The sequence below is a fragment of the Candidatus Dependentiae bacterium genome, assembly GCA_016191325.1.
Classification (GTDB): domain Bacteria; phylum Babelota; class Babeliae; order Babelales; family JACPOV01; genus JACPOV01.
This window is the reverse complement of record JACPOV010000008.1, coordinates 1,135,488-1,152,360: the sequence shown is the minus strand read 5'-3', so window position 1 is coordinate 1,152,360 and position 16,873 is coordinate 1,135,488. Positions and strand designations below refer to the sequence as shown.

General features: G+C 40.2%; 12 protein-coding genes. 3 read left to right on the top strand and 9 right to left on the bottom strand.

Annotation, left to right across the window (positions count from 1 at the left end; translation table 11 throughout):
* Nucleotides 1-2: 2 nt before the first annotated feature.
* The 3 genes from HYX58_06040 to HYX58_06030 form a co-directional block, all read right to left on the bottom strand.
* Nucleotides 3-1,199 (bottom strand): hypothetical protein, encoded by a 1,197-nt coding sequence (locus HYX58_06040; GenBank protein ID MBI2775543.1) that lies wholly within the window; start codon nucleotides 1,197-1,199, stop codon nucleotides 3-5.
* 183 nt (nucleotides 1,200-1,382) lie between these two features.
* Complete coding sequence (locus HYX58_06035) at nucleotides 1,383-2,366, bottom strand: MoxR family ATPase (protein ID MBI2775542.1); 984 nt, start codon at nucleotides 2,364-2,366, stop codon at nucleotides 1,383-1,385.
* A gap of 181 nt (nucleotides 2,367-2,547) precedes the next feature.
* The gene (locus HYX58_06030; GenBank protein MBI2775541.1) at nucleotides 2,548-4,977 is read right to left on the bottom strand and encodes a leucine--tRNA ligase; all 2,430 of its coding nucleotides are present in this window, start codon (nucleotides 4,975-4,977) and stop codon (nucleotides 2,548-2,550) included.
* Nucleotides 4,978-5,133: 156 nt separating this feature from the next.
* Between HYX58_06030 and HYX58_06025 the strand changes: the two genes are divergently transcribed.
* The 3 genes from HYX58_06025 to HYX58_06015 all read left to right on the top strand — a co-directional run bounded on the left by HYX58_06025 (nucleotide 5,134) and on the right by HYX58_06015 (nucleotide 6,550).
* Entirely contained in the window at nucleotides 5,134-5,478 is a 345-nt protein-coding gene (locus HYX58_06025) for a hypothetical protein (GenBank protein ID MBI2775540.1), read from the top strand.
* Nucleotides 5,475-5,813, top strand: coding sequence for a hypothetical protein (locus HYX58_06020; GenBank protein ID MBI2775539.1), 339 nt, complete (start codon nucleotides 5,475-5,477; stop codon nucleotides 5,811-5,813). Before HYX58_06025 ends, HYX58_06020 begins: the two co-directional genes overlap by 4 nt.
* Nucleotides 5,814-5,926: 113 nt before the next feature.
* Nucleotides 5,927-6,550, top strand: coding sequence for a hypothetical protein (locus HYX58_06015; protein MBI2775538.1), 624 nt, complete (start codon nucleotides 5,927-5,929; stop codon nucleotides 6,548-6,550).
* A gap of 83 nt (nucleotides 6,551-6,633) precedes the next feature.
* Here the strand turns inward: HYX58_06015 and HYX58_06010 are convergent, their stop codons facing one another.
* From HYX58_06010 to HYX58_05985, 6 genes are all read right to left on the bottom strand, one after another.
* Entirely contained in the window at nucleotides 6,634-9,669 is a 3,036-nt protein-coding gene (locus HYX58_06010; GenBank protein ID MBI2775537.1) for a right-handed parallel beta-helix repeat-containing protein, read from the bottom strand.
* 61 nt (nucleotides 9,670-9,730) lie between these two features.
* Nucleotides 9,731-11,119, bottom strand: a complete 1,389-nt coding sequence (locus HYX58_06005; GenBank protein MBI2775536.1) for a hypothetical protein — start codon at nucleotides 11,117-11,119, stop codon at nucleotides 9,731-9,733.
* A 108-nt stretch (nucleotides 11,120-11,227) separates the two neighbouring features.
* Nucleotides 11,228-12,637: a hypothetical protein gene (locus HYX58_06000; protein MBI2775535.1), complete on the bottom strand. Its 1,410-nt coding sequence runs from the start codon at nucleotides 12,635-12,637 to the stop codon at nucleotides 11,228-11,230.
* 28 nt (nucleotides 12,638-12,665) lie between these two features.
* Nucleotides 12,666-14,087: a hypothetical protein gene (locus HYX58_05995; protein MBI2775534.1), complete on the bottom strand. Its 1,422-nt coding sequence runs from the start codon at nucleotides 14,085-14,087 to the stop codon at nucleotides 12,666-12,668.
* Between the two features lie 23 nt (nucleotides 14,088-14,110).
* A complete protein-coding gene (locus tag HYX58_05990) occupies nucleotides 14,111-15,412 on the bottom strand; it encodes a hypothetical protein (protein ID MBI2775533.1) in 1,302 nt (433 codons plus the stop codon).
* A 16-nt stretch (nucleotides 15,413-15,428) separates the two neighbouring features.
* A complete protein-coding gene (locus HYX58_05985; protein ID MBI2775532.1) occupies nucleotides 15,429-16,769 on the bottom strand; it encodes a hypothetical protein in 1,341 nt (446 codons plus the stop codon).
* Nucleotides 16,770-16,873: the final 104 nt, after the last annotated feature.

Here is a 16,873-nt window from a genome sequence, read left to right as displayed (position 1 = left end):
GGTTATATGTTGCGCTCAAAGCTATCCTGCAATTTGCCACGCAATGTTCGCTGCGGTTTTTGGGAGACCATAATTCGTTTTTCATGTTTATTATTTTCATTAACCACTGATCTGTATTTTTCTTGCTTGTGGCGCAGCGCCAAACGTTGTTCTTCAAGCTCAAACGTGCCCAAATCTCGAGCTACCGTTATACGATCGGGCTCTTTTATTGTGCGTTGCGCAGTTATTGTTGAATCGGCCGTTTGCACATCCTGAGAGGCTGGCGGAACGACTTGATCCATCTTTTGCAATGTATAGAATAAACTAATTGGTATATTTTTGCGCAATAATTTTACTGCAATCGTACCGCCAATAGGCAATGCAGAAACTTTTTCATACGCTTGCATGCGTCCATTTACCGTTGCGCAAGAAATACCATTTATTTCCTGAACAATGTCTCCAGGCAGAATACTTAGCGCAAATCCTGGCGATGTCGCCTGCATTTTGCCAATGCGGCATCCAATGCTCACGCCTTGCTGGAAAACCGTGGTGATATTGAACATATCAATAAATTGTGCAAGGTTTTCAACGCGCTCTACAAACAGATCTGGATCAACCAGATATTCTGTTTCATTCACTTTCTTAATAACTGAATCCCAATTCGTTTTTGGCGAAAGAAGTTGTTCAAGCTCAGCATCAAATTGGTTCACATAGAGCGTTTCTTGTTGTCCATTTGCACGAATCAGAATAATTTTATTTTTATAAATCTTTATCAGCTGTGCATCTTCAATTTTCTCGCCAAGGCGATAATTTTTCGATCTTCCTTCTTTGGTGCTTTCAATGATCGCAACGTCAAGGCGCTCATCAGAACCAACTACGATACCTTTTAAATTGATTGCTAATGGTTCAAGGAATCGAGGAGGAGGGGCTTGTGGAATAGTGCTTACCTTAGGCGTCGGAGGTGGAGGCAATGGCGTGCCCAAAGAATCTGGAACTTCAGGCTGCATTACTGCCGGTGCTTTATACGTATCAAAAAGATCATTGGCATAAATTTTTGCCAAATCGATTTTTGTTATCTCTTGTTTGTGTGCACGAACTTCACTCGTCGGCTGAAAAGAAACTCGCGCCGGTAGCTTTGGCCGTGCAAAAAACATAAATGCTATTGCTAACGCTGCCACTAAAACAAGAATACTATTTATTAACCACCATGGCTGTTTCATCGCGTCCCTTCGTGAGAACTACCTTCAAACAATAACCCTCTAGGTCTGAGTTTGTCAAGCGGAATATAACGATGAATGCCGCATTTATTCCTCATCTTCTGCGATACAAGTTAGTTAAGCCAATAGAGAGCTCGAACGTCATTGATTTTCATAACTCCTAAAAACATTTACGCAAAATAATTTTTACGGCGTTGGCACTGTTTGAATAATTGTGGTAATTACATCATCCGGTTTTATAGCATCCGCTTGCGCATCATACGTTAGTGTAATGCGATGACGCAAGAGTGGATGTACCACCGCCTTAACATCATCTGGAGTTACAAAATGCCGTTTTCTCAAAAAGGCGTGTGCTTGCGCAGCTTGAAATAAACCAAGTGTTGCGCGAGGTGAAACACCATACTCAATGAGAGATTTCAGCTGAGGCATTTTATAGGCACCTGGATTACGCGTCGCAAAAACAATAGAAATAATATAATCAATTACTTTTTCATCGACATATATTTTTTTTACGAGTTCTTGCGCTGCAAAAATATCATCGTGCGTTAATACTTGATGCACGGGAGTTGTTACCGAACTTCGCTGCAAAAGCTGTTTTTCTTGTGCTGGCGTCAGATAATCAATAAGCAATTTAAACATGAAGCGATCTATTTGCGCTTCCGGCAAACGATAGGTGCCTTCTTGCTCTAATGGATTTTGTGTAGCAAAAACCAAGAACGGTTTATCGAGCGGAAAAGTATTTGAACCGATTGTTACTTGTTGTTCCTGCATCGCCTCTAGAAGAGCCGCCTGAACCTTTGCAGGAGTACGATTGATTTCATCAGCTAGAATAAGATTTGCAAAAATAGGGCCTTTTTTCGTTTCGAATTCTTGCGTTTTGGGATTATAAATTAATGTACCAATCAAATCTGCCGGCAACAAATCGGGAGTAAATTGAATCCGCTTAAAATGAAGCCCTAACGCTTGAGTAATTGTTTTTATCATCGTTGTTTTAGCAACGCCGGGAACCCCTTCAAGGAGAATGTGCCCATTTGAAAGAAGAGCAATCATGATAAATGAAATCGTATGTTCATTGCCCACGATTACTTTCTGCACTTCTTGCTGCAGCGATTGAAATCGCACGCTTTCAGATTTTAACTGTTCGATAATTTCTTGATTCAACAATTCCATATAAATCCTTATTTATCTGTCCGCATGGTTCGATACATTTTGTTCACAAAATTCGCAAAACACTCACCACGAGCGGACTGCCCAACTCTCTCAGAAAACTGATCTCTCAAAACTCTAAGGCCGCTCGCCCTGAGTGATTTCGAGCATAGCGAGAAATTGTATCGAAGGGTGTGCATACTTTTTATTTCACTACAAAATTTATTAATCGATCAGGAACAAAAACAACATTAACAAGTTGTTTTCCCTCAACATATTTTTGAACAAATGTGTACGCTTGCGGTTCAATAATCGCACGATCAGATCCTGGCACAATCATTAATTCGCCGCGCAATTTTCCGTTTACTTGAATCATAAATGAAATTTCATCACGCAGTGCAAGTGCAGGATCAAAATGCGGCCACGAGCAATTTTGCAATTCTTTGCCAAGTAATTGTTCCAACAATTGTGAAGAAAAATGAGGAATAAGAACCGATAACGCTACTAATAATTTTTCCATCGTTTCGCGGCTTAATTTCATTTTCTGCGCAGAAGCATCGTTAAACCATTCCATGCAAGCCGAAACTGCCGTGTTAGGTTTAAAATGCGCAATGCGCTCTTGATAATCTTTCAAAAAGCGATTGAAGCGTTTTGTAACTTCACTCTCTTCACGCTCACCTGCAGGCAACATGCGCTCTTTATCTGTCAAAAAGAGCCAAAGTCGATTGAGGAAACGCTTAACGCCTTCAAGCCCTAAATCCTGCCATTCGCAATCAAGTTCAGGAGGACCCATAAATAAAATGTACATGCGAAGCGCATCGGAGCCATATTCTCCAACGATTTCATCAGGATTAACCACGTTCCCTTTTGATTTAGACATCTTCTCAACATGGCCGGATAGTTCAGAATATTTGCATACCATTCCTTGATTAAATAAATGCGCAAACGGCTCATCAAAAGAAAGATAGCCCAAATCATAAAGCACTTTTGTATAAAATCGTGCATAAAGCAAATGCAATATCGCATGCTCAATCCCGCCAACGTATTGATCCACTGGAAGCCAATATTCCATATCTTTTTTATCAAAAGGTTTATCTTTAAGATGTGGATTAGGATAGCGCAAGAAATACCAGCTTGATCCTGCCCATTGCGGCATCGTATTAGTTTCTCGTTTTGCCGGGCCGCCACATTTTGGGCATGTTGTATTTACAAAAGATTCAATAGCTGCAAGCGGTGATTCTCCAGTGCCTGTTGGCTGATATTCTTTTACCCGAGGCAATACAACCGGCAACTGATTTTCAGGAACGGGCACAACGCCATCTTTTGGGCAGTGAATTATAGGAATTGGCTCACCCCAATAGCGCTGACGCGAAAAAATCCAATCGCGTAATTTATACGTTACTTTTTCCTGAGCTTTACTTTCTTTGGAGAGCGCTTCTATCATTTTGCGAGCGCCAGCTTTTTCTTGAGTGCCGGTAAACGCACCGCTATTAATAAGCGTTCCTTGATAAGGATAACAGCCACGCGGGCCATTTTTTTGCTCACGCACTTGATCATTATCAACGACGTATACTATTGGAAGATCATACTGGTTTGCAAATTCATTATCTCGCTCATCATGCCCCGGCACGCCCATAACAGCACCGGTTCCATAACCGCTCAGCACATAATTAGTAACCCAAATAGGAATCTCTTGGTTATTTATTGGATTAATTGCATAGCTTCCAGTAAAAAATCCAAATTTATTCGTATCATGCTCAGATTGTTGATGCAATTGATTCATGAAACTCGTTAATTCTTTCTCTTTACCTGCAGCCAAAATCTCTTTGATATCTTTGTAATCATGAGCAATCGCGACGAACGTAACGCCAAAAAGTGTTTCTGGGCTTGTAGTAAAAATCGGCATCGGTAATTTTTTGCCGGCGGGCGTGACAACGATAAATTGAATTTCAGCTCCGTGCGATTTACCGATCCAGTTTCGCTGCATGAGTTTTACTTTTTCAGGCCAATCAAGACGATCCAAACCTTCAAGTAATTTCTCGGCATATTCGGTTATCTTAAGTACCCACTGCCTAATTTTCTTTTCTGTAACAATAGTTCCGCATCGTTCACATTTTCCGTTAACCACTTCTTCATTTGCAAGACCGGTTAAGCACGATGGGCACCAATTGATCGGCAATTCTGCTTGATAAGCAAGGCCGGCATCGTACATTTTGAGAAAAATCCACTGCGTCCATTTATAATAATCGGGATCAGTGGTGTTTATTTCTTTAGACCAATCGTAAATAGCGCCGATTTTATTAAGTTGCTCCTTAAAAACGGCAATATTTTTGGCAGTACCTACTTCCGGCTGGATGCCTTTTTTTATTGCATCGTTTTCAGCGGGAAGCCCGAACGCATCCCAACCCATAGGATGAAGAACGTTAAATCCTTCAAGCCATTTAATACGCGCATAAATATCAGAAAGTACATAGCCGCGCCAATGGCCGACATGAAGTCCTGAGCCTGAAGGATAAGGGAACATATCCAGACAATAAAATTTTTTACCGCTGCCCGTCGGTTTGGTTTTTGCTGGATTATTTTCAGCCCATCGCTGCTGCCATTTCTCTTCAATCGCTTTAAAATCGTAACTCATGCCAGACCTTTTTGAATGCGCCCTTTAAGTACTTATTATCTAGTTACTATAGCAGATTTTTCATGATCATAAAGCGCGGTACAAATTCTATGACATGTGCTATGATAGATTTGTGTTGGGTGAGTTAAAAAGTTGTAAGGCCATTTTGGGAACTCTATGTATATTCTAAAAGAAAAAATCTCGATTGCCGATTTAAAAAAAATGTCCGAGAAGATGTATCATCGTTTAGTAAAAGCGGTCGTTGATATTGAAAAAGAGATTATAGCGATCGACGCAGAACTACACTCTGATGAGGAAATGCTCCTTTTAGAAAACGGATCGCAACAAGAGAATCTTTGGGGTATCAATATACATCCCGGCCTAGCAGAAACGACAGACTGGATCGAATTTGACTCCATGATAAACCTGCGCCCTTCGCATGGCAATAGTAGCCGATCAGTAAACGATCCAAAAATTAGAGAGAAAATTGTATTAATCGTGAACAAATGGATACAAAAATGACGATGCGACACGATGGGCTTGCAGCTGGGCGTTGGTTTGAACTTCCTCTCGTGGAGCAATTAGCAAATGTTGGTAGCGACATTGAACGAACGATCCGATGGAGAGATAAAGGAAATCTTGAATATAGCCGCGATGCCTTTGAAAGGGCTCTAGAGCTCCTTTTTTTAACTGTTGCTGACCCAAAAAATAGAAAAAGATTAAAAGAAATCGTTCGCGCGCGAGAAATGCTCATCGATTACTTTGTCTATGATAACAGCTATTCATCAACCGATAAATTCTGGCAAGATTATTTTATGGATTTTAATTATGCGGTAGCACTTGCCCGCGGTAAATAAAGCCATTATTTTATATAATTTTTTATCTCTACAAAAAAAATAATTTCTGCTTAACTTAAAATTATATAATTTTCCCCTACTAAGCGTGCAAGCGCTATCAATAAGGATTACCCATGGTAAATCAAACCCAAATTACCCCTTCTCAATTAGCTCAAAAACAAGATGAGCTTATTCTTGTTGTTCCCCGCGCAGAAATTTTTAAACACCAACCTGCTTGGAATGGATTAAAAGCGGTTAATTTTGATGATTATCTAGCAATTATCAAACAACATAAAGAATTCTTGCCCCGCTCATTGATGGAGCAAGATTCAGCTTACAAACAAATTATCCCCTATCTCGTTTTTGAGCACGAAGGGCGCTATTTTTTAATGCAGCGAACGGCGCAAGCGACCGAAAAGCGTCTTCAAAACAAATACTCGCTCGGCATTGGCGGCCATATTCGCCAAGAAGATATGGAAACCGATTCTCTTTTTGACTGGGCACGTCGCGAGTTTCATGAAGAAGTGAATTATTTAGATGAGTTCTTCATCAAACCGCTTGGCATTTTAAATGATGATTCAAACGCTGTCGGGCAAGTGCACATCGGATTTGTATTTTTGCTTCAAGGAAAAACGCCAAACATTTCAGTAAAATCTGAACTCAAAAGTGGAGAACTACTTTCGCTTGAAGAGCTAGGGACTTATTTTCCAAATATGGAAAGCTGGTCTCAATTAGTAGTTGAGTTTATAAAAAAATAGTCTTTTTAGTTATTTATTGTGTGCAATTGCAAAGAGGGCTCTCTCGAATTCGAGAGAGCCCTTTTTAGTATAAGCCTGTCGCTTTAAACCTGAACAATGTTGTGAAAAGGGGACAATGGCGGTTGCGAGATTCCTCCAACCCCTACAGTAGTACTATAATTGTATTCCGCAACCACGCCGCCAGAAGCCGGTTTGTCATATTTATTTTGTATGATCAAAGCAGCGCCGGCTACTGTTTGAATCGGACTGCCAGCCCCATAGGTGTTACCAAAAATGGTATTTTTGGAAACCACTCCTGATCCGTTTGCTGCTATACCAAATAAATTTGCTGCAGCTCCAGGAGTATTTCGCGCCACAGTACAATGTCTTATGAGACATGTTCTATCACCAGTTAATGAATTTATGACATACAGATTACTACCACCTACCGGCGCTGAATTATCATTCACTTCGCAACGCTCGATCACTGTATTACTACTATTTGCAGAGAGAATAATCCGTGGAGAATTGGCAGCGCTTCCGCCGGACTGAAGGAAGACGCTATTAGAATACCAGGATGAATCTTGAAGGATGGTGTTAGTGGATGCCGATACGGCAGTAATCGTATCATAATTTGTGTTATTAAATAAAACACAGTTATCCATAACGGTGCCGGTGGATCCAATTATCAAGACTGTTTGCGACGTAGGGCCCCCCGCGGTTGTTCGTCCGGTATTATCGCGAAGAGTGCAGTTTTTTAACATCGTATCAATTGAAGATGCAATACTTATTGGCAGTACACACCCAATAAAAACACAATTAGTCACCTGCACATTTTCACAACTTGAAATTGACAATGCAGTGTTAGTAATAGTGCTCAGCAGAATATTATCAAAGGTTACGTCGAAACACGAAGATATCTGAATGCCTTGACCACCAACGCCAGGACTAGTAATCCGTCCATTCTTTACTAAGATGTTCTGATGGGAGCTGATGACCAAGGGAACTGCACCCGTGATCTGTTTATTATTCATATCAAGAATAACGTTGTCTGCATTGATAGTTATCGTTCCCACGATATCTTGAGTAAGACAATAAGTGCCAGACTGCGTAATTACAGTTGAGCTACTTATAGGAGTTGGAATCCCACATACGGTTAGTGTATCTTTCAGTTCAAGAATCAACGAAAATGTAGATACATAACTGAGCGGTTGGGGAACCATTGAAAGATTATGATAAGAAGATAGAGGAGCATCTACAGGAACTGGTACTATTATCCCGTTGGCATAACTCAGTTCAGCAATCGGAATAATTAAGCCACCAGTTGTAATATAGTTATTTGTATGTTGCTGGGATTCGTTCATCGTAACCATACCCCTGCTTGCGCTTATTTGAATACCAGTGCTCGTAGATCCTATATTTCGTGTGACTATATTTTTTTCAATAACCGAGTCTTCTCCGACCACACTTATTCCAATCATCTGAAGCGGGCACTGGTTCAAATTAAGAACGTTTCCTCTAACAATCGCATTACTAGTTGCTTGAATTCCAAACGCAGCACCGGTGCTGCTTGAATTCTCGATCATTATATTGTCTTCAATAAGCGCTACAGCTGAAGTATTAATATAAGAAGCGACTGAACTAATGCCATCGTTAAACATATTAGAATTGATTGTATTTTTCGTTATAGTCGCATTAGTAGAAGCTGAATCAGCTATAATAATATTTTCTGATGCGCTAACAGCATTGATGACGTTATTGTTAATAATATTACCAGAAACGTTCAAGCTCTGCACGCCCGTCGCTTCGATCAAATTTAATGAAACGACAGGTATTCCGGATGTATTGAGAGCATTATTCTCTATTCGACAATTTGTCACCTCGCATCCCGTAACTGTTAATAGAACGCCCGCACTAAAAACAATTCCGTTTTGGCCTCCAGCAAAGGTGTTGTTTTCAATCACAACATTATTAATTCTGATAAAATCACTAGCCTGAGCAGTAATGATATTGTCAGCAGTGTTTGATGCATTATCGGAGAAAATGCAGTCATCAAAAATTACTTTCGGCGAGTTTGTAACTCTTGCAAAACTAATCGAACTCAATGAGTTATTGTTTGTAACTTTAAATCTGCTAATTTGAATATCTGGAGCGGTATTGATATTGAATACTGAAATAAGCGCGCACTCATTTAATGTCCAATTATCAAATGTTAATTGAGCACCAGTAGTCGTTCCAGAAGAGGTATTATCTACCACAATAGCAGGAGCAGATAAAACACATTCTGAAGCATTATAATTTTCAAATACACAGTTAGTAATATCTGTGGCTAAAATTACTTCATTCCCAACACAATTCTCTACGTTAAAATTTGAAACTCGGATATTGGTTCCCGTAACAATATTTTGCAGCACGCCGCCCACAACATCAGAATCTCTGCATATACAATCTGCTATGCTAACGTTTCGAACGTTGTTCATAAAAGAAAAACCATTTGTCGATAAGCTTGATTGAACATTTTCTATTATAATACCTGTAGATGTTACAACGAATATAGCACCAGCTTCGGTTATTACATTTCTAATACTTAAATTCGTGACGCTCGTGGCAGCGATAGACGAGGCATTGATAGTCGCGCTTGGCGTGCTGGGATTATTTAAGAAGAGGTTCTCTACCTCAAAATTATCAATAGAAATTATAGTAAATCCTTGGGCATATTGCGAATCATTCACATTAAAATTTTCAAATGAAATATCATTACTTAGTTCTGCACTTACACATGAAGAAAAACCATAATGATTAAAAATTGAATAATTAGACACGCTTAGGCGATTCATTCCCGTACAATTAATATCCGGCACTCCGCAAGAGAAGGAGGCTATCGAATCGATCAGTACATTTGTGCATGTGCTCGCAAAAATGCCGAGTTTATATAACTGACCGTTACGAACCGATACGTTTTCAACATTATTCATACTTATTGCACCCCATTGAATAATAAACGGAGGCGTAGGAATTTCAGCAATTCCCGTTGTGTCTGTGCTAATGATCGAGAAACCATTTAAATCTAAATGAACTTCATTTGATGAAATCGTTATCGTTCCGATAATATCATTCGCTAAACAATAGTTACCAGACATCGTAATTTCTGTCGATGTAAAAATCGGTATAGCGCCGCAGGCCGTCAGCGTATTTTTTATATCAAGCGGTTGCGGTTACCGTTAAATTCGCAAGCACGCTGAACGTGCCATTGCAGCACGCATTAATTACACTAAACGTTCCAATCACTTCTCTATCTATTTTATCTAACATCGAAAATGTGCTTTCACAGCATGCGTTCAATGCAGTAAATACTGGATTGAAGTTCACCGTGATTGCCGTCAATGATGATTTAATATCGGCGATTGCAGAGAATGTGCCATTGCAGCATGCAGCGATCGCCGTAAACGTTCCTTGTTCATTTATGATAATCGTATTCAATACTGAGAATGTACTAATTACTTCTGTGTCAATTTTATTGAGCATTGAGAACGTGCCATTGCAGCACGCATTGAGCGCAGTAAATACTGGATTGAAATTCACTTGGATCGCGGTCAGCGATAATTTAAGATCTGCTATTGCTGAGAATGTGCCATTGCAGCATGCATTAATAACGCTAAAAGTGCCAATCACTTCTCTATCTATTTTATCTAGCATTGAGAAAGTGCTATTGCAACATGCGTTCAGTGCGGTAAACACTGAGTTGAAGTTTACTTGGATTGCGGTCAGCGATAATTTAAGATCTGCTATAGCACTAAAAGTTCCATCACAGCACGCGTCAATCGCACTAAACGTACCCTGCTGATTGATAATAATTTGATTCAGCACAGAGAATGTTGCGATCACATTATTATTTACATTATTGATCGCCGTAAATGTTCCATTACAGCATGCATTAAGCGCGGTAAATACCGGATTTAAATCTACGACTGCAGTAAAACTCAGATTTGCAAGCGTACTAAAGGTACCATTACAGCAATCAGCAATAACTGAAAACACTGGGTTTAAATCTACTGTTGCAGTCACATTCAAATTCGCGAGAATACTCCATGTTGCTTGAAAATCGAAACGAATTTCATCGCAGCATTCCACAATCAGATTATTTATTATTACTAATTTTGCTTGTATTGAGCCAAGCACCGCCAGAATCTGAGATAAATCGCAGCATCCGCAGCATCCGCTTATTGCGCCGTTGCCCAGTGCATCAGGCGCATCTGGCCGCGCTGCTCTTTCTTGCTCAGCTTTCATGCATTCAAGCATTACTGGCAGCAGTTCATTGAGATCTTCTATTTTAATTTCGGTTTTTTCTGTTACTGCTTGATAAAGCCGCAATATACTTTCAGTTGGCTCTTCATTATTTTCCGCCATGCGCATCAGCATATGTTCAAGCGCATGTTCTATTACCGTCGATTCTTCATGCGTGACGAACTGGGCGGCAGAACCCGCTTTACCGGCTACTTGATTGGGTTCATTGCCAAATGCCGCTCCAAAGAACGTCAGTAAAATCCCAATTATAATCTCGCGACCTCTACTAAAAAAAATCTGCTTCATCATCATCCTTTTTTTGCTTCTTTTTATTTCTCTCTATCAAATACTCAGCTACGAGGTAAAAAATCAACAAACTAATACAAGGGAATTATTAAAATCAGGGATTATCTGTTATTGCGAAATTGCTAAATTGCTCCATGGCGCCGTTACCGTCTGTATCAAATCACTCGTGATCTGAATTTGAGATCCGGAATTTACGTTAACAAACTGATTTGCAGCAATTGTTCCGTTATTATATGCAATATTTCTCGTGACTAGAGAGGCGCGTGTTCCACTGAACGAGAAACCAATCGAGCCTGCATTAGTAGGTCCTTGGTTTCGATGCGCTATATTCTCATAAAGCACTACATGCGCCGGTGTTTGTGGCAGATTGAATCCGAGACTTGTATTTACTGAAGAAGTATTATATGCCGCTATACAACTCTTAAATAAGGAGTTCGTATCTGGACAATTAAATCCATCAGTCGCGCCGGTAATAGGAAAACTACTATTTCCAATGGCGCAACAGCCATTGAACACGTTTGCATTCGATCCATTAATCGTTCTCAGCCCATTTAATCCCAAATTATTTGTAGCCGAACAACTCACTATAAAACAACGATCAAAAATTGAATTTGTCCATATTCCAAAAAAACCGTTCATATCTTGCGACTGAGAATTTGCCATAACATTTGAAACAATTTGACAATTTACATATCTATTAGAATCGCAAACCGAGGGAGCGGCGAATCCATTAAAACGATTATTCGCGCCAAGAGTGCCCGTATTAAAACATTGATTATTGCGTATTAATACAAAATCAAATTCACAGTTATTGTCGCCCGATTCTTGGATGAGGCTAACGTTGGGAATTTGGCCCGTTGCTCCAAAAGCTCTAAAAAAATTGTTTTGTATCCATATATTCTTAAACGTACACATACTGCATGAAGCAAGACTCAGCATTGCAAACTGAGTAGTTTGCGTGTTGATTCCAATCAAAGTGTTAACAGTATTATCAAGCACGCAGTCAAGCATTCGCGAACGGTTACAACGTGAAAGAAGCACCACGTTACGATCGGTACCATTCGAGCAGCAGCCGCTCATGATGCAGCTACGAATTTCCAGATTATTAATGGTGCCGCTCGTTCCATCTGCCACGAGTGCCGCGGCGCTACAATTAGTGAACGTCATGTTAATTATTTCGATACGCATATCAGATGCAGTTACCACGATTCCGGTGCCCGAGATATTTTGAATCAGACCATTTTGTATAACAATATCATTGAGCGCAGGATTAATAAAAACGCCAGCAATATTTTGAGTGGTATTCAGTTGCGAAATAAAATGGCCATTGAAATCAATGGTCACGTCACTTGAGGCGACCCTTATCACCGCATCGCCATTTGCGGTTGGAGATACAAGAAAATCTTCCCCAAGTTGATAGAAACCTGGACGAGTGATAGTTAACTGCGTACTGCAAATTTTAGGCGCAGTGGCGCACAAGAGCGCAATGAATGATAATTTAAATAAATTGATTTTCATAAAACTCTTTCTTTTTTGCAGTAATTTTTCACGCAATAATATTCAAATTTGTCCAATAAATGAGAGCCGTATTCATATTATCGGTCGCTGGGGCAGTTGGCGTAGTGAACGAAGTGCCTATGATGCCAGTTATTGGGCTTTGGGCACTGCCCGTGCTCCCCTGATAGGCAACATTGCGCGTGAACAATGAAAAGCTATTGGTTTGACTTATGATTCCACGAGATGAAACGCCTGCATTGACGCCTAAATTATTAAAAAAAATCCCATTCCGACAAGCATTATTTGCGCTACTTATTCCATTCAGTCGCTGCAAAATAATTCCTGCGGTATTTCCTACGACCGTACTGCCAATATTATTAGCGCCAATGCATGCATCAAAAAATATGAAATTAGCGACCGGCCCCGTTACATAAAATCCCACGGTTGAAGCAAATACGTTGGTCAACCCTCCAACAGGCGTCGTGCCAGTATCCTGATTAAAATTAGTATTGCTTAAGGCAAAACAATTAAAAAAGGAATTATTGGGGGCATCGATATAAAATCCAAAAAGACCTTGTTGCGCCACTGAGACATTAGACATAGCGGCGCAATTTTGGAAAATATTATTCTGCGCATTATTTGATCCCGTAATCGCAAAGCCATAGAAAGCACCATTTACACCGTTTGAATTACTCATGCACAAACAATTGGAATAGAGATTACCAGAAGATACTATTAAAAATCCGTTAAAAGTACTGGTCACAGCGAGGTTCTTGCGTACGATGACCTCATTGAATGTGCATGCCGTGTTACTAAAATCTGCCAATCCGACAAAAGCGCTCGCCGTGGACACATTATCTTCAATGCGCAAATCATTTATCGTTATGAGAGAACTGCTTAAAATGGAACATGGAGCAAACGTTGTCGTTGAACTGTTGGATGATCCAGCAATTTCACATTCATTTATCGATCCATCGATACAACTAACTAATGCAAGAATTGTAGTTGAAGTACTATTTGATCCGCAACCAATAAATTTGCATCCGGAGATGCCAATATTGTTTATAGAGCCAGCAGAACCGTTTGCAGAAATTCCCGTAGCGCCACAGTTTTCAAACATCATATTGATAACCTGAATTTGCGTATCGCTCGAAGTAACTGATAAACCGTTGCCGGTGACATTGCGAATAACACCGTTTTGAATCGTAACGTCTGTTAATCCTGGATTGATACGCACGCCATCAATAGGGGAAGTAGCATTATTTTGCACGATTGGATTACCGTGAAAATCAAGAACCACGTTGCTGGCAGCGATTAAGATGAGCGCGTCGCCGGGAGTTGAAGGTGACGCAGCTAATGTTTGCGATAATTGATAAAATCCTGGCTGAGAAATGGTCAGACTCGGCGCATAAAGTTTGGCACAAATGAATACCATGCTGGCTATTGCCGTGCTTATTACTATTTTTTTCATCACGTTCCTACTTTTTACCAGTATTAATTCGCTACAGGCACACTACTCCACGGTAATGTTGCGCTGTTAATATTACTCGTTTGAACCGCTGGAATAGTATTGACCGATCCGGCCGCAACGTTAAATAACTGCTGTGTCTGCGTCTGGCCGTTGTTATAAGCAACCAGTCGAACATATAAGTTTTGAATTCCCGAAACCTCTAGTACGCCAAATGAGGTCGGATCACTTGCGCCCACATCTCTCATGAGGATTCCCCCAAGAACCGCATGGCGCTGAGTACTATTTACAAACATACCGTACACGGTATTATCACTCTGCTGAGTGCCGATACAATTTAACAACGTATTTGCCGCGCCACCGCTTTGGAGCAGAAAGCCAGCAGAAGCTGTATTCCTTGATGGGTTGAATAAATGGCTGGAAATACAGTCAATTAAAGTACATGAAAAGCCACTTATTAAAAACCCAGATCCTGTGACGCCATTATTTATATTATTGTTAACGAGGCACCGTTGTAATACACAAAGACTTGCGTTTGGCTGAATAACGAAGCCATTAAAAAGGCCGCCAGCGGTATTTGCAACGCATGAGCAATCAGTGTAAATGCCATACGTTGATGTTGTGCTCAATCCATTAAAATTGCCAGAGGCTTGATTAAATTTTACGTTAACATCAAAAAATTGGCAGCCTACGCAGATTTGATCATTCAACCCATTAAAGGCGGTTCCAGCGGCAGAACAATTTTGTATAGTAACCGATTCAAAATTACATGCATTGCATCCGTTAATAAGCATTCCTGAAAAAGTACCAGGTGATGTATTTATGGTATTATCGATTACGCAATTCTTTATAGAACCATTGCTCACGCTTGTAAGTAATACCACATTGGTGCTTGTACTGTTTGAACAACAACCGACACAATAAACATCTTTTATGTAAAGATTTTTTACTACCGTACCGGTAATTGCAGTTGTGCCGCACGTCTCAAAAGTCATGTTAGTTATAGTAATATTCGTGGTAGTTGAACTTATCGATAACCCATTTCCAGTGACTTGCCGAACGACGCCATTTTGAATCGTGACGTCAGAAAGATTCGAGTCAATTAAGATGCCATCGATTCCGGTTGTTGTATTGAGCTGCGAAATAAAATGGCCATTAAAATCGAGCACTACCCCGCTGGAACTAATTCTGATTATTTGATCGTTTGAAGCAGTTGGGGTCAATGTTAAATTTGATCCGAGTTGATAAACGCCAGGCTGCGCTATTGTTAGCTGCGTTCCATTGGAACTATTAAAAGCTACCAGCAGGAATAATATAACTTTTTTCATCTCACCCTTTTTATCGTTAAGTACTTACCCCTAAATTAGTCCAAGGTGCATTTCCTGTAGCGTTAATCGTATTGAAGCTTACCGCAGAAGTCGCACTAGCTGCCACATTCAAAAATTGATTAGCGCTGGTCGTGCCATTATTAAACGCAACATTCTCACAAAGCGAAATACGCGAGGCGGTAGTTGGCTGTGCGTAACCAAACGAAGTGGCAGCAGTTGCCCCAATATTACGCCCAAAATAGGAGCGAACAATAAGCGAATTTGTCGAATTTGTCTCAATCATACCTGTCGCACTTGCACTCGACACATTATAAGATCCTATGCATTCAACATATGTTTGGGGCCCGGTGCCGATATTTAAATATCCAACTGAATTGTTTCCAGTGCTTGCTAAGCCATTTGAAATGCATTTTAAAAAAACATTGCCGGTACCGGTAATTGAAAAACCTGCATTGGCAATAGTGCCGCTCGCCCGATTTGAAATGACCGAGCAACCAGAAAAAATATTGAACCCATTGGTTGCATTGATAATAGAAAATCCGCTAAATGTTGTTGCTAAACTTGCATTACCATTGATATTTCCAATGCATGAACAAGCGGTATATATCCCGCCAAAAACTTCGTTGAGCAAGAAACCGGTTAAGGAAAGAGCAGCAGTATTATTGCGCACTGCAACTCCTTTTAATCCACATGCATTATTGAGGGTTTGTGAAATTGCTACAAAGTTGCCTGAGTTGTTCGCATTATTTTCAACGGCGGTATTAATCACATCGCAAGCGGTGCAATTACTCATGGTAATAGCCGTAGCAGTGCCGCCATTATTAATCGCGTTACTAAAAACGCAGTCCGCTATTCTAGATCCTTGGCAGTTTTGCAGATCCGCCACGCGCGCGTTTGTAAAAGTAGTTCCGCATGAAATGAATTGGCATCGTTGAATATCAAGATCATTAATAGTTCCGGTCAATCCGTTAGCAAGCAAACCTCCAGCTCCGCAATTTTCAAACGACATGTCGATAATCTTAATACGTGCATTGCTTCCAGTAAGAATTATACCAGTACCAGTGATGTTCTGAATAATGCCGTTTTTAATGATAACATCGTGCACATTGGAATTAATAAGGACACCATTAAAGCCGGTCGTCGTATTAATTTGGGAAATACTATGAATGTTAAAATCTAAAATGACGTTACTTGCCGCAATAACAATTGAATTATCGTTAGGCGCAGCAGGCGTTGCGAAAAAATTACTACCTAATTGATACGAGCCGGGCTGAGAAATAGTTAATTGCGTTGCGCTGCACGGCGCACTGCAAACTAGTAATGCATAAATTAATAACGCATATTCTCTAAGACGCATTCACTACTCCTTGAACCTTTTTTTTGCTCAATTTTTAATCGTTATACCATGGTGCGTTCGCTTACGCAAGAAACCATAATCCCTAAAAAGCCCCTCGCAAATGC

Bases quoted from the DNA above. Each gene is read 5' to 3' on its own strand.
- HYX58_06035 (MBI2775542.1), bottom strand. From the start codon at position 2,366: ATGGAATTGTTGAATCAAGAAATTATCGAACAGTTAAAATCTGAAAGC.
- HYX58_05985 (MBI2775532.1), bottom strand. From the start codon at position 16,769: ATGCGTCTTAGAGAATATGCGTTATTAATTTATGCATTACTAGTTTGC.
- HYX58_05990 (MBI2775533.1), bottom strand. From the start codon at position 15,412: ATGAAAAAAGTTATATTATTCCTGCTGGTAGCTTTTAATAGTTCCAAT.
- HYX58_05995 (MBI2775534.1), bottom strand. From the start codon at position 14,087: ATGAAAAAAATAGTAATAAGCACGGCAATAGCCAGCATGGTATTCATT.
- HYX58_06025 (MBI2775540.1), top strand. From the start codon at position 5,134: ATGTATATTCTAAAAGAAAAAATCTCGATTGCCGATTTAAAAAAAATG.
- HYX58_06030 (MBI2775541.1), bottom strand. From the start codon at position 4,977: ATGAGTTACGATTTTAAAGCGATTGAAGAGAAATGGCAGCAGCGATGG.
- HYX58_06005 (MBI2775536.1), bottom strand. From the start codon at position 11,119: ATGAAGCAGATTTTTTTTAGTAGAGGTCGCGAGATTATAATTGGGATT.
- HYX58_06020 (MBI2775539.1), top strand. From the start codon at position 5,475: ATGACGATGCGACACGATGGGCTTGCAGCTGGGCGTTGGTTTGAACTT.
- HYX58_06015 (MBI2775538.1), top strand. From the start codon at position 5,927: ATGGTAAATCAAACCCAAATTACCCCTTCTCAATTAGCTCAAAAACAA.
- HYX58_06040 (MBI2775543.1), bottom strand. From the start codon at position 1,199: ATGAAACAGCCATGGTGGTTAATAAATAGTATTCTTGTTTTAGTGGCA.
- HYX58_06010 (MBI2775537.1), bottom strand. From the start codon at position 9,669: ATGTCTGGTAACTATTGTTTAGCGAATGATATTATCGGAACGATAACG.
- HYX58_06000 (MBI2775535.1), bottom strand. From the start codon at position 12,637: ATGAAAATCAATTTATTTAAATTATCATTCATTGCGCTCTTGTGCGCC.